Annotated in this window: 12 protein-coding genes and 1 pseudogene; 9 read left to right on the top strand and 4 right to left on the bottom strand. The window is 43.0% G+C overall.

Features of this window, described 5'->3' with window-relative positions; translation table 11 throughout:
• Positions 1–26 precede the first annotated feature (26 nt).
• Together M5V91_RS25480 and M5V91_RS25485 are read left to right on the top strand one after the other, a co-directional pair.
• Complete coding sequence (locus M5V91_RS25480) at positions 27–476, top strand: MarR family winged helix-turn-helix transcriptional regulator (protein ID WP_009331792.1); 450 nt, start codon at positions 27–29, stop codon at positions 474–476.
• 155 nt (positions 477–631) lie between these two features.
• Positions 632–3,759, top strand: a pseudogene (locus M5V91_RS25485) (MMPL family transporter).
• A 109-nt stretch (positions 3,760–3,868) separates the two neighbouring features.
• Here the strand turns inward: M5V91_RS25485 and M5V91_RS25490 are convergent.
• On the bottom strand, positions 3,869–4,585 hold the full coding sequence (locus M5V91_RS25490; RefSeq protein ID WP_009331790.1) for a 3-ketoacyl-ACP reductase: 717 nt from the start codon (positions 4,583–4,585) through the stop codon (positions 3,869–3,871).
• A gap of 140 nt (positions 4,586–4,725) precedes the next feature.
• Between M5V91_RS25490 and M5V91_RS25495 the strand changes: the two genes are divergently transcribed.
• Positions 4,726–5,733: an LLM class flavin-dependent oxidoreductase gene (locus M5V91_RS25495; RefSeq protein ID WP_071156648.1), complete on the top strand. Its 1,008-nt coding sequence runs from the start codon at positions 4,726–4,728 to the stop codon at positions 5,731–5,733.
• Between the two features lie 229 nt (positions 5,734–5,962).
• On the opposite strand, the gene M5V91_RS25500 is transcribed toward M5V91_RS25495, so the two are convergent.
• A complete protein-coding gene (locus tag M5V91_RS25500; protein WP_251175552.1) occupies positions 5,963–6,655 on the bottom strand; it encodes a C39 family peptidase in 693 nt (230 codons plus the stop codon).
• 126 nt (positions 6,656–6,781) lie between these two features.
• Positions 6,782–7,636 (bottom strand): LiaG family protein, encoded by an 855-nt coding sequence (gene liaG / locus M5V91_RS25505; RefSeq protein WP_251175553.1) that lies wholly within the window; start codon positions 7,634–7,636, stop codon positions 6,782–6,784.
• Positions 7,637–7,906: 270 nt separating this feature from the next.
• On the opposite strand from liaG, the gene M5V91_RS25510 reads away from it, so the two are divergent.
• The 5 genes from M5V91_RS25510 to M5V91_RS25530 all read left to right on the top strand — a co-directional run bounded on the left by M5V91_RS25510 (position 7,907) and on the right by M5V91_RS25530 (position 11,755).
• The gene (locus tag M5V91_RS25510; RefSeq protein WP_251175554.1) at positions 7,907–8,449 is read left to right on the top strand and encodes a GNAT family N-acetyltransferase; all 543 of its coding nucleotides are present in this window, start codon (positions 7,907–7,909) and stop codon (positions 8,447–8,449) included.
• 503 nt (positions 8,450–8,952) lie between these two features.
• Positions 8,953–10,443, top strand: a complete 1,491-nt coding sequence (locus tag M5V91_RS25515; protein WP_251175555.1) for a potassium/proton antiporter — start codon at positions 8,953–8,955, stop codon at positions 10,441–10,443.
• Positions 10,444–10,676: 233 nt separating this feature from the next.
• Positions 10,677–10,868 (top strand): helix-turn-helix transcriptional regulator, encoded by a 192-nt coding sequence (locus tag M5V91_RS25520; RefSeq protein ID WP_009331775.1) that lies wholly within the window; start codon positions 10,677–10,679, stop codon positions 10,866–10,868.
• Positions 10,861–11,439 carry a peptide deformylase gene (gene def / locus M5V91_RS25525; protein WP_019383279.1) on the top strand — a complete coding sequence of 193 codons (579 nt, stop codon included), beginning with the start codon at positions 10,861–10,863 and terminating at the stop codon, positions 11,437–11,439. Before M5V91_RS25520 ends, def begins: the two co-directional genes overlap by 8 nt.
• A gap of 103 nt (positions 11,440–11,542) precedes the next feature.
• Positions 11,543–11,755 (top strand): hypothetical protein, encoded by a 213-nt coding sequence (locus M5V91_RS25530; RefSeq protein ID WP_071156650.1) that lies wholly within the window; start codon positions 11,543–11,545, stop codon positions 11,753–11,755.
• Between the two features lie 252 nt (positions 11,756–12,007).
• On the opposite strand, the gene M5V91_RS25535 is transcribed toward M5V91_RS25530, so the two are convergent.
• On the bottom strand, positions 12,008–12,139 hold the full coding sequence (locus tag M5V91_RS25535; protein ID WP_019383278.1) for a hypothetical protein: 132 nt from the start codon (positions 12,137–12,139) through the stop codon (positions 12,008–12,010).
• A gap of 128 nt (positions 12,140–12,267) precedes the next feature.
• Here M5V91_RS25535 and M5V91_RS25540 point away from each other — a divergent pair, with 128 nt between their 5' ends.
• Entirely contained in the window at positions 12,268–13,095 is an 828-nt protein-coding gene (locus M5V91_RS25540) for a DUF2935 domain-containing protein (protein ID WP_009331772.1), read from the top strand.
• Positions 13,096–13,115 lie beyond the last annotated feature (20 nt).

Consider the following 13,115-nt stretch of genomic DNA (forward strand, 5'->3'; position numbering starts at 1 on the left):
AATTACTTTGTGAGGTGAATATATAAGTGAATGTGCCAAATATTAAGGATTTGGTCGACCGGTATATTGCCGTTTCTTTTTCCGTTGAGAAAAAGGCTGCGTCACTTGTGAAAAATCAAATAGGCAGCGATCTGACCAATGACCAGCATTTTACACTGAGGTACATAAATCAGGTGGGATCTTGTACTTCGTCAGAGCTTGCAGAAGTGTTTGACGTGAAAAAGAGCGCGATTACGGCGATGATCACGCGCATGTGGGAAAAAGGGCTGATTCAGCGAACACGAGATGAAAATGATCGCAGGGTTGTCTATCTGACTCTTACCGAAAAAGGGAATGAGTTGTACGTCAAAGCAGAAGAAAAGATTCATAACCTTGTAGAATCGCTGATAAACAGATTTGATCAGGCCGAAATCCAGCAGTTCATTGAAACCTTTGAAAAATTGGATAAAGTACTATCGCAGTCTAACGGGCAGTAAGGCTCCCGTTCTAGACTCAGGAGCAATCGAAGGAGTATGAGCGGGAGTCAAACTGCCCGTATAGGCCCGATTGGTTCAACTAACAATCAGTGGGGGAGAGAACCCCCACTGATTGAAGTTTCACTTTATCAGAAAACAAAGCGGGGGATTAAAGAGTGTATTCAATTATTAAAAGAAAATGGCTTGTCATTGTCGTTTGGATCGCAGTGGTTGCCGGCTTGTTTATGGCAGCGCCAAACATGGCAGATCTGGTCCGTGACAAAGGGCAGATTACTGTGCCTGAAGAGTATTCATCCACACTTGCCGGGGATATCATGCAAGAAGTGCAGAAGCAGGAAGGCGGCGGGGATGAGACCCAGGTCGCACTTGTTTTTCATAATGATAAAAAGCTGACAGAAGAAGAAATCCAAGAAGCGGAGAAAGCTGTCCGAAAGCTTGAAGAAAAAAGCGGCGAAATGGGAATTACGGAAATTCTTACCCACTTTAATGAAGAAAGCTTGAAAGAACAGCTTGTTTCAGAGGATGGCAAGTCCATTCTGACTTCTGTCAATGTAAGCTGGAACGACCGTGAGCCAGCTGAGCTGAGTGAAGAGCTTTACTCAGCTATTGATGATGCAAAGGTAGATCATTATTATACGAGTGAATGGCTGATCAATGAAGATCTCATGAACAGTTCGCAGGAAGGACTGAAAAAGACGGAAGGAATCACAGTCGTCTTTATTCTGGTTGTTTTGCTGCTGGTATTCCGATCAGTGGTTGCGCCAATTATCCCGCTGCTGACAGTTGGATTTACCTATCTTGCCTCACAATCCATTGTGGCATTTTTAGTGGATAGACTGGATTTTCCAATTTCAAACTATACTCAGATTTTCCTTGTGGCGATTCTGTTTGGGATTGGAACAGACTATTGTATCCTTCTGCTAAGCCGCTTTAAAGAAGAACTTTCCTATAATGAAAGCACAGCGGATGCCATTGTGGCAACATACCGGAATGCGGGCCGCACAGTATTTTTCAGCGGCTTGGCTGTTATGATTGGCTTTGCTGCAATTGGCTTCTCGCAATTTATTCTTTATCAGTCAGCAGCAGCTGTGGCCATTGGTGTAGCAATATTATTAATTGCTTTATTTACCATTGTGCCATTCTTTATGGCGGTGCTGGGGCAGAAAATTTTCTGGCCTTCGAAAAAGAGTGCCGAGCATGGAGAAAGCAAGCTATGGGGTACAGTCGGGCGATTCTCTCTTGCGCGTCCATTCGTGGCATTGCTTATAGTGGCAGCCGTTTGTGTGCCGTTCCTGGTGACATATGACGGAGAACTTTCTTACAACTCCCTTGAGGAAATCGGAGGAGATGTTAATTCCATTAAAGCGTTTAATGCCATTGCTGACAGCTTTGGGCCAGGAGAATCCATGCCAACGCAAATCGTCTTGAAAAACGATGAGGAAATGGATTCCGCAGAATATGTAGGCCTGGCTGAAAAAATCAGCCGAGAGGTTGAAAAAGTAAATCTGGTGGATACAGTCCGATCTGTCACAAGACCAACTGGAGAGCCAATCGAAGACTTCTTTGTTGCCAAACAAGCTGAGACTCTTGAAGAAGGCCTTGGAGAAGGTAAGGACGGATTAAATAAAATTTCAGACGGCTTAAATGAAGCAAGCAGCGAACTGTCCAAATCAGAGCCTGAGCTGCAGAATGCCACAAAAGGCATCAACGATTTGATCTCTGGCACCAATGAAATCAAGTCCGGACTTGGTGAAATTCAGACGAACCTTGCAAAAATTGAAGATGGAATTCGCCGGGGGTCTGTGGGTTCAGATCAAATTAAAGATGGCTTGGAAAAATCCAAGGCTGGTGCCGAAGAGCTTCTTGCCGGATACCAGAAGCTGCTAGTTGGATATCAGTCAGCGGAACAGTTAATTCCTTCACTAATTGCAGGTTATAAAGAAATCCAGACGAATGTAAATCAGCTATCGGATGGCATCAAACAGGCGAATGATGCACTGTTTGGCTATGTTGAAACAAATGACCCAGCATTGGCCCAAGATCCCCAGTACCAAGCTATTAAAGGTCAGGTTGCAGGCCTGCAGCAGCAGCTTCCAAAGGTTTCCGAAGGGATTAATGCTGCTAATGGTGGCTTAACAAAGCTGCAGACTGGCTTGGCCGAAGCGAATAGAAACTTTGGAACTGCCATATCGGGCCAAAAGAATTAGCTGCAGGCCTCCAGAAGCTAATAGACGGAATTGAAGCCCAGCAGGCTGGCCTCAATCAGCTTGCTGACGGGCAGGGGCAAATCGTCGATAATTTTCCGAAGCTGACAAATGGTTTAGCAGGAATCAATGGCGGGCAGGAACAGCTGCTCGCAGGATTCAGCGGTCTTGGCGGACAAATCAGCCAGCTGACAGATGGTCTTGGCCAGAGTGCAGATGGGCTGGAACAGGTGTCTGAAGGTCTCGGTTCGGCACAGGATTATCTGGCAGGTCTATCAAATTCGGAAAATATGGATGGTTTCTATCTGCCGCCTGAAGTTCTGGAGGATGAAGAGTTTGCCCAGGTGTTTGATGTCTATTTGTCGGAGGACCGAAAAGTCATGACAATGGATGTAGTGCTAGAAGCAAATCCTTATTCCAACGAAGCCATTAACCAGGTGGATGAAATTAAAGAAGCGGTGGAAAGAGCGACAAAAGGGACCAAGCTTGAAAATGCGGTTGTCGCAGTAGGAGGGATAACAAGTACGAATGCTGATTTGAGCACGATGTCAGATCAGGATTATTCCCGTACAGTTGTATTGATGCTGCTTGGTATTTCGATTATTCTTGTGTTCCTTTTCAGGTCTATTATCATGCCAATCTATTTAATTGGTTCATTGATTTTGACCTACTATACAAGTATGGCAATGAATGAAGCGATTTTTGTAAACCTGCTTGGATATTCGGGCATCAGCTGGGCGGTTCCATTCTTTGCATTCGTTATTTTGGTCGCACTTGGCGTTGATTATAGCATTTTCTTAATGGACCGCTTTAATGAATATCGTGACCTTTCAATTGCAGATGCAATGCTGTTGTCCATGAAAAAGATGGGCACAGTTATTATCTCAGCTGCTGTTATCCTTGGCGGAACATTCGCGGCCATGATGCCATCCGGGATGCTGTCGCTATTGCAGATCGCGTCTATCGTTCTGGTCGGATTAATGCTTTATGCACTGGTAGTGCTGCCGTTGTTTATTCCGGTTATGGTCAAGAACTTCGGCCAGGCAAACTGGTGGCCGTTTAAAAGAAGTGCAAATTAATGTATGTCGAGACTGTCTTTAAGGCAGTCTCTTTTTGATGGAGAAAGAGTTTAATTCAAAAAGAAAAATAAAGCCCCAATCATAAAGCGATAGGGGCTCCTCCAAAATCTTACGGATTTGTCGACCACATGCCTGCTGTCTTCACAAACACCCGAGGGTTCAATTTCAGCTGTGCTACCATGAATTCTGCGAGGTCTTCCGGCTGCATAACCTTTTCCGGGTTGCCGTCTGTCAGGTTTGTTTCAATCGCAAGATCAGTGGCAACCGTGCTTGGAGTCAATGCGCTAACTCGAATATTATGCTTTCGAACCTCAAGCATCAGGGATTCTGTTAAGCCTAAAACGGCAAATTTGGATGCGCTGTATGCACTAGTGACAGGTGCGCCTTTTTGGCCGGCTGTGGATGCAATGTTGATAATGTCTCCGGACTTCTGTTCGATCATTTCAGGAAGAACGGCTCTTGTAACATTATAAACACCCATCAAGTTGACCTGGATGATGCTTTCCCACTCATCAGGAGATAGCTCCAGGAATCCTCCAAACTTGGCAATTCCGGCATTGTTGATCAGGATATCCACAGAGCCAAGGTCTGACTTAATATGCTCGACTGCATGAGTAACGGCTTCAAGGTCGGCAACATCGGCTGCAGCAGCAGATACATTCACATCGTACTGGCTAAGTTCATCCGCCATTTTTTCAAGATTTTCAATCGTGCGGCCAAGCAAACCAATATTGACGCCTTCTTTCGCAAGCGCGATAGCTGCTGCACGCCCGATCCCTCTGCCTGCTCCTGTGATTAGAGCTGTTTTGCCTTTTAATGTATGCATCGTTTTTCCTCCTTAAAAAAATCATTCATATACTACCAGAAAGGCTGTAAATTTCCTAATAAATCGCTTGCGCAGCCGGGACATTTGAGGAAACTGCATCCCTTGTGATAAGATCATCTTCAATAAAAGGGGGAGTTCTAATGAAGCTCAGTGTTTTGGATCAATCTGTCGTGGCAAAAGGGGATACTGCAGCTGAAACTTTTCGTAAAACAGTCAAGCTTGCCCAAGTGGCAGAAGAGCTTGGCTACACCCGTTTTTGGGTGGCTGAGCATCATAATTCGAATGGAATGGCTGGCTCCTCACCGGAAATTCTTATCTCCCATATTGCATCAAGCACCAGCCGAATTAAGGTCGGTTCAGGCGGAATCCTTCTGCCGCAATACAGCCCTTATAAAATTGCCGAAAATTTTAATGTGCTCCAAACTCTATTTCCAGGACGAATCGATCTGGGCATTGGGAGGTCTCCCGGAGGATCCGCATCCACCCGGCTTGCCCTGACAGATGGAGTAAGGAAAAGTCTGAATGAGTTTCCGAGACAGCTTAGGGATTTGCAGGGGTTTTTGAACAAAGAGCTTCCAGAAGGCCATCCTTATCAGCAAGTAAAAGCTTTTCCGCAGGCTGAAGATCCTGCATTATTATGGCTTCTTGGAATCACGCATCGCGGAGCAAGACTGGCAGCAGAACATGGAGCTGCCTTTACGTATGGCCACTTTATCAATCCCGCCAATGGAAAGAGAGCAATGGATACATATTTCAGCCAATTCCAGCCTTCAGCAGCTTTGTCTGAGCCGAAAGCAAATGTGTGTATTTTTGTTGTATGCGCTGAGACACAGGAAGAGGCCGAGAAGCTGGCTTTGAGCCAGGATCTGTGGCTTCTGGCAGTTGAAAAAGGGAGAGATACGAGATTAATCCCAAGCATAGAAGCTGAAGGTATCCAGCTCACACATGTGGAAAAAGAAAAAATTACTGAAAACCGCCAACGGATGATAGTTGGTACCCCAGCAAAAATAAAAGAGGAATTGAAGCTGCTCAGCGAAATCTACGGAACAGATGAGTTTATGGTCATTACCAATATTCATGGCTTTCAAGACAAGCTAAATTCTTACAAACTGCTGGCCGAAGCTTTCGGCTTAGTTAAAAATTTGTAATTCACAAATCATCCGCGGATTGAGGATGATTTTTATTTTAGAGCTTCCCATATTTCAAAATGTGCATAACTAATTCATTGACTTTTTCAATTTTTCAGAAGTATCCACAATATAAGGTGTTTTTTGTCCGATTCATCCACATTAAGTGGATAATCCAAGGAAATAATAGAGTTATCCACATAGGTAATCTTGATCGAGACAAAAAATTATCCCCATACATTCGCGGTTTTTATTTATCCACATAAGTGATTGCCTGTCTTCCCATCTGTTCCCATCCGGCAATGAACTTGTCCTTTTGGTATTGGGTATTTTTCTCCTTAAGCGGATCATTTGCATAGATATGATCTTCATCATAGCCTGTGGCTAATACAGCATGCATTCGGTAGGTTATTTTGACCGGGCCATCTTTAGTTTCCCAGGTTTCCCATTCTGAATCAGGCAATACGTCGTAAGTGCTGGTGATGATCACCCAGACTGGTCTCCCGTCATCAAGCTGCTCGATTACTTTGTCGAACCCGCTGCCTGTCAGGTCTTCAATTTTTCCGGGCAAATGGCTTTCAGCCAGTTCTGCAACGGGTTCATGGTAGGCACCGAGTCCAGGTTCATCCAATGTCTGCATATTGCCAACAAAGCCTTTATGAATGTTTCCCCTATAGCCATCCATTTCGAAAGGAACACGGTTTATTTTTTCGGCTAATTCCATTTTACTGGTCTCTTCTCCTGCATGATTCAGGAGCATGGCAAGACTGGTTACTTCACATCCTCTTTCAAGCTCAGGCTTTTGCGAATAATGAGGGGCATCAATTAACACTTTGCCGTCCTCCTGCTCTGCGGATTCAGTTTCACTTTCCTGGCCGGGAATCCAGGATGGTGAAGAGCAGCCTGACAACAGAATGGATGCCAGTAAAATAGCTTTCTTCAAGATTCACACTCCTTTGTGAGATTTCGCTTGTCAAAATGATGGTATAAGACTATTTCCCCATGGTGTCGAGTCTTAATCCTCATTCAGCATTAAAAAAGCCCGGTTTCCCGGACTTCAATGCAGCAGTTAATTAATTTCAGCTTTTCCGCTGGAGACAGAGATACGGATGTCATGTTCTCCAGATCGATGTTTGCCGGAAATATCATTTTTATCGCGTTTCTCATCATCCAATTCAATATTGCTGCTGATATGGCCGCTGCTTGCTTTGCCCTTTAAGGTGAAGCCCGCATCATCAGGCAAATCAAGACGGACAAAGCCTGAACTTGCTTCCACTTTAATTGAGTCAATCAGTTTGCCGACCATTATATCCAGCTGTCCCGACGATACTCCGGCATCAAGCTTGCCCTGGTAGTTGCGGATCTTTACTTTGCCGGAACTCATATCTATTTCTCCTGCACGGGTAGTTATATGATCTGCTTCCATCATCCCTGATGACCCTTCATGCTCAAATTCATCAGTCTTAATGTTGGCAAGGCTGACTTTGCCGGAGCTCATATGAACATCCAGACTCTCAAGCTCGAAAGGCTTGCTTTTAGATTCACCGGCAAAATTCAGACGGCCTGAACCAATGTCAATTGACATGGACTTATTGAAATCTTCAGGAATGTAAATCCTCAGATTGCTTTTATTATTGAAAAACTGAAAGCCGTCCAGCCATTTTCTTTTGTATTCTACACGAACTTCGTTTCCTGACTTATTTACGGTCACTTTCCCTTTACCGTCAAGCACTGCTCTAACATCATTTCTCTTTTCAGGAATAATGACTGTATCTGAACTTGATACATCTATGCTGATATGATCTGTCCTCTTGCTGAGAGAAGCTTCGGTACTGTTTCCTCCAGAACTGAGCCAGCTGTTTACGCCGGTAAAGAGCAAATAAGAACAGATTAAAATGATAAAAATGGCGAAAATCCTTTTCACTATGAACCCCTGCTTTCCTTCATAAATTTCTTAATTATATTTTATGTTAATCCCAATTCATGCACATTGAGCCCCAGCTTTAAATTCAGCTAAGACTTGAGGCGTACGGAATAAAGTATAACGTTTTTTTGTCCGGCGGGGATGCGCAAACTGGAATGTATTCAGAGCAGCAAAAGTTCTAGAGAGAAGCTCCGCTTATTTTAACTTTCTAAAAAGAATTTTCTTTTTACTGCTAATATCTTATTATAAAAGGAAAAAACAGGAGAATCTATGAAAACCACTACTGTCAATGGAAAAACAATTAATGGCGGTATGCCTGAGGTATGCGATAAAAAACTGGCTGCTGCTGAGCTGAAAATGATTAAATCGGATTTAAAGATTGTACAGATCTCAAAAGATCACGAGACTGCTGCAAAAGAATTAATACTGAATGGATTCCAGGAACGCTTCGGATTTATTGACCATTCGTTAAATTCTGATTTGAATTACCTTACAGAAACATATAACGGTGAGGGTATCCTTTTTCTGGCTGGTTTGATTGAAAATGAACTGGTGTGTACGGGTGCGATGACCAATGAAGGCAATGGGGAATGCAGGCTGCAGCGAATGTCTGTAAAAAAGGAATTCCGGGGTCAGGGCATTGCCAGTATGATGGTACGGCAACTGGAGGAACGCGCCAAAGCAGCCGGTTACAGAAAAGTTGTCCTCGAAACAAATATTGCCTGGAATAGTGCGGTAAACCTCTATAAACGCTGCGGATATAAGGAGTATAAACTGGAAGATGAGATGATTCATCTATCTAAAGAAATTTAGCGGATTTGCCTAATGGCAAGTCCGATTTTTATTAAAAGCATGCATATGAAGTGCAATGTTACATAATATATGTTATGATGTATTTATGTTACATTAAAAAAACGATAAAGACAGCGGAAGCGGCAAAAGATAATCTTATGCTGGAAACCAAGCTCGCGGCTCACTGTCACTTCTTTTCTAACAGCAGCTCTTCACCATGCTAAAGATCCGTCATGAACTGTTGTCATCACTTCTCCGGGCATTACACTGGCTAACATTAAATTCTGCCTTTTTCGTAAAGAACACAAGTCATTCTTCACTTTAAAAGAAATTGTTCAAAAGCAAGGCAAATTCTCCGTTGTAAAAAAGTCACTTAAGTCTGAACAAACTGAGACTTAATTTTGCATGATATTGTCTCCTTCATACAGCTTTACTGATTCATAAAAAGAATTCCTCAACAATAATAAAACATTTTTTATAACCTATATCCTTTAATTAAATCTAAATAAAGAAGGTGATTCGTATTGGCTGAATTTATTTGGCACACAGATGCACTTATCCTATTGGCTGCTATTCTGTTTATTACTGGAGTTATGACAACTAAATTTTCTGCACGGCTTGGCGTGCCTGCTCTTGTTCTCTTTATCGCGGTCGGGATGGGATTAGGGCAATTCATTTATTTTGATAATGCGAGAATTGCTCAGATGATTGGGGTTTTGGCCTTTATCATTATTTTGTTTGAAGGTGGACTGCAGACGAACTGGAAAACAGCTCGGACGGTCATTGCACCTTCCTTATCATTGGCAACCTTAGGTGTTGTGATTACCACTGGTCTTGTTGCTGTGGCTGCAAAGTTTATTCTTGGGGTGGATTGGACTGTCGCGGTGCTTTTTGGCGCGATTGTCGGATCGACTGATGCAGCTGCCGTTTTTGCTGTATTGAAAGGGCAAAATATAAAATCCAGGATTTCCGCAACATTGGAAGCCGAATCTGGCTCCAATGATCCTATGGCAGTATTCCTGACAGTTGCCATGATTGAGTTAATCATGACTCCCGGCTCCGGCATTTTCTCGCTTGTTGGTTCCTTCTTTATCCAAATGGGAGTGGGAGCAATAGCCGGTCTCCTGTTTGGCAAATTGGCAATATGGTCATTGAATAAAATTAACTTGGATTCAAGCGGGCTTTATCCTGTGTTTGCAACAGGATTTGCCATGCTGACATATGGAATAACAGCTTATCTGGGAGGCAGCGGCCTTCTTGCTGTATATGTGGCGGGTATTATGATAGGAAACGCAGACATTGCCTATCGCCACTCTGTTTTCCGTTTTACAGAAGGGTTTGCCTGGATGATGCAAATTGCGATGTTCGTTATTTTGGGTCTCCTGGTCTTCCCGAATGAGCTTTTCCAATCTGACATTTTGCTAAAAGGACTGGCTCTTTCAGCTCTTCTTATATTTGTTGCCAGACCTGCTGCTGTGTTCTTAACCACCATCAAGATGGGCTTCTCAATGAAGGAATTGATCTTCTTATCTTGGGCAGGATTAAAAGGAGCTGTGCCAATCGTGCTGGCCACTTTCCCGCTGCTATCCGGTGTGGAAGGAAGTCACGAAATTTTCAATGTTGTCTTCTTCGTTGTCCTGACAAGCGCTCTTATCCAGGGGTCAACGATTACATTGTTAGCCGAAAAGCTCGGTCTTACTGGGCCTGAGAAGGCTACTCCCATGCATTCCCTGGAATTGGTTTCCCTTGGAAAAGCAGATGCTGAAATGATTGAATTCGAAATAGAAGATGATGCATTCATTATCGGGCAAAATCTGATGGAGATCCCGTTTCCTGAAGGCGCACTCGTCAATGCAATCATTCGTAAAGATGAGTTAATTACTCCGACAGGCAACACCCAAATTGAGCAGGGAGATTTTCTTTACATCCTTACTAAGAGAAAATATAAAAGAGAGCTTAAGCTGCTGCTGAAAAAGAAAAAACCAGCTGAAACTCTGGTAGAAGCAGAGGCGTAGTCAAATAAGGAACCAGTGTGGAGAAAGATCTGCACTGGTTTTTTTGCAATTTCACGGATATTTGTGTTTTTTCGCGGATAAACCAAGTAAAATCGCGGATAAAATCAAAATATCGCGATTATCTTCTGTTTTTCGCGAAAAATTTCATGGGCATCAACTAATGTCCAAAGTATTGGACATCCTGCCGTCTGAAATGCTACCATAATAATAGTTTCAGCCCAAAAGGTGATAGGATGAAAAATAAAATAAAGGAAATACGAAAAAAGCTGGGAATAACACAGAAAAGGCTCGCTCAAGAATGCAGTGTGGCCAGGCAGACAATCAATTGCATAGAAAATAATAAATATGATCCCACACTGGAGCTCGCTTTTAAAATTTCTAAAACATTAAAAGTAAAGGTAGATGAATTGTTTATTTATGAGTAAATTTAATGCTGATACAATCATTACTATGAAAGATATTGTGCGGGAAGGGGATCCGATCCTGCGGGAGGTAACAAAAGAAGTCACAGTGCCTTTGACTGAAGAAGATCGCGGAACGCTGATTGCGATGATGCAATATTTGAAGAACAGCCAGGACCCTGCCATTGCAAAGAAATATGGCTTACGTCCGGGCATTGGGCTATCTGCCAACCAAATCGGCCTTAACAAACGCATGTTTACCGCCTATTTTACCAATGAAAAAGCTGAGCCTCAGGAGTATTTCGTAATTAACCCGAAAATCATCAGCCACTCTGTCGGTGTCATTTTCCTGCCGGAGGGAGAGGGCTGCCTGTCAGTAGACCGTGACGTAAAAGGGTATGTGCCCCGTTATGAGCGCATTAAGGTAAAAGCCCATAATCTTGAAGGCGAAGAAGTGACACTCCGATTCAAGGGGATTCCGGCCATCATTATGCAGCATGAAATCGACCATCTGAACGGAATAATGTTTTATGATCGAATTAATAGAAATGATCCGTTCAGAGTTCCGGAAAACTCGGTTATGGAGAACTTTTAGAAGCATAGACCATGGGTTTATGCTTTTTGTTTTGTGGGAACAGGATGTGGTAAATAATTTATAACCGATTATAACAAACTATAACAAAAGGAGGATTAGGCAAATGGATGATAAAACTGCTGAAACCAATATCAAGCTTAATGAAAAGCTTGAGGATCAGACTGTTCACTTCCAAACGAACAGCAAGACAGAAACAGAGGATGCTAATCTAAAATTGCAAGAAGCTATGAATAATCGTGATCAGACACAAAACATGGCTCCAACCTATCTTTATAACAACACGCCTGCAATTAAAATTTCAGGAGATGACGAATAGAAACCGGCTTTGATAAGGAAGCCGGTTTTCTCTTAAAAGATTAAAAGTATAACTTTGAACTTCGATAACTGTCTAGCTCCAGGCGCCATAGGCTCTCGGGTCTAAGCCAATCCGTCCAAAAGGTTAAAGAACAACCTTTCAGCCGGCTTGTCTTATGCTTGAGGCCCGCAGGATGCGGGTCATGCAGACGTTGCCACAGGACGTGGCGGTTTTAGTCTGCGTTCCTAGGTAGGCGGGCGCCTTGCGCTTTTCTTAATCCAAATCAGTCTTATCCTTTTGATCTTTATTCCTCTTATTGCCCTTGCTGTTATCTCCGCTGATGGCTGATTGATTTCCTCTTGGTGAGTTTTGATTATTACTGCCTTTATTGAACTTTTTTGTCATAGCGATTCTCCTTTCTTATAAATGCTTCCTTATTTTTTCTAAAGCGCCCCTTTTTTATCCGGACCGGCCTTCATCTTTCCTTTATGAATGGCATATACATCTAAAAGGATTATAATGGGGGGATCTAAATGAATGAGATAGGATTGACACCTTGGGAGGAGCATGCCTTTTGGCTGGAGATTCTTGAAGACCATGCAATTTTTGTCAGGGACAATCTTTCTCCAACAGAAAGCAAGTATGTAAAAAGAGCGGATGAATACAGACAAGCCTTCCGTAACCTTAGAAATAGGCTTAATCAGTTATCTCCATCTTCAGAAGCAAACACACAGGGGGCAATCGCCATGGCCATGGAGATATGGCCAATTGCAAACGGCTATTTTCAATTTGAAGGAAAGCTTCAGAATCTGAGAATCAATAATTTAATCAATCTTAATCTCTCGCCAACATATTTTAACGGCACATTAAGTGAAAATGAGGAATATCTGCGCTTGCTGTCCTATTATGTAAAAGGGCTTATACCACAGCCGCAATCCCTATTTGATTTGCTGGATTTGTGGCTTGAGGATCAGCTGGGGCACATCATTCTTCTGAGAAATTCAATCGATCCCATTGAGGTATTTGTAAATGAACAGGCAGAAATTTATACCCGGATTTTTCAGGGTTTCCTGGTGCAGAACCGACATATGAAAGGATATCTCCGGTTTACGCAGCCAGGATTTCCGCGGCAGCAGGAAATGGCCAGGGATGTAGGGCTGGCTGTGATTGAAATGAATGAATACATTAAGGGGATAGTCCAGAAATACGCCGGCAAAAGGATTCTCAATAAGACAACCCTGAGGTTTCTCGAACATCATTTCCCTGAAGCCTGCTATTTAATTAAAAAGCTCAGCTACTATGCACCTGAACTGGCGGAAGAAGCTTCTAAATGTTCTTTGAAAAAACCATCTTATACTTAGTATCCTAAGCCTTCTTTTAG

It is taken from the genome of Cytobacillus pseudoceanisediminis, assembly GCF_023516215.1.
Classification (GTDB): domain Bacteria; phylum Bacillota; class Bacilli; order Bacillales; family Cytobacillaceae; genus Cytobacillus; species Cytobacillus pseudoceanisediminis.

What these genes read in the sequence shown, in the direction of transcription:
- M5V91_RS25510 (WP_251175554.1), top strand. Translation starts at nt 7,907, where the DNA reads ATGAAAACCACTACTGTCAATGGAAAAACAATTAATGGCGGTATGCCT.
- M5V91_RS25530 (WP_071156650.1), top strand. Translation starts at nt 11,543, where the DNA reads ATGGATGATAAAACTGCTGAAACCAATATCAAGCTTAATGAAAAGCTT.
- M5V91_RS25520 (WP_009331775.1), top strand. Translation starts at nt 10,677, where the DNA reads ATGAAAAATAAAATAAAGGAAATACGAAAAAAGCTGGGAATAACACAG.
- M5V91_RS25490 (WP_009331790.1), bottom strand. Translation starts at nt 4,585, where the DNA reads ATGCATACATTAAAAGGCAAAACAGCTCTAATCACAGGAGCAGGCAGA.
- M5V91_RS25535 (WP_019383278.1), bottom strand. Translation starts at nt 12,139, where the DNA reads ATGACAAAAAAGTTCAATAAAGGCAGTAATAATCAAAACTCACCAAGA.
- M5V91_RS25495 (WP_071156648.1), top strand. Translation starts at nt 4,726, where the DNA reads ATGAAGCTCAGTGTTTTGGATCAATCTGTCGTGGCAAAAGGGGATACT.
- def (WP_019383279.1), top strand. Translation starts at nt 10,861, where the DNA reads ATGAGTAAATTTAATGCTGATACAATCATTACTATGAAAGATATTGTG.
- M5V91_RS25540 (WP_009331772.1), top strand. Translation starts at nt 12,268, where the DNA reads ATGAATGAGATAGGATTGACACCTTGGGAGGAGCATGCCTTTTGGCTG.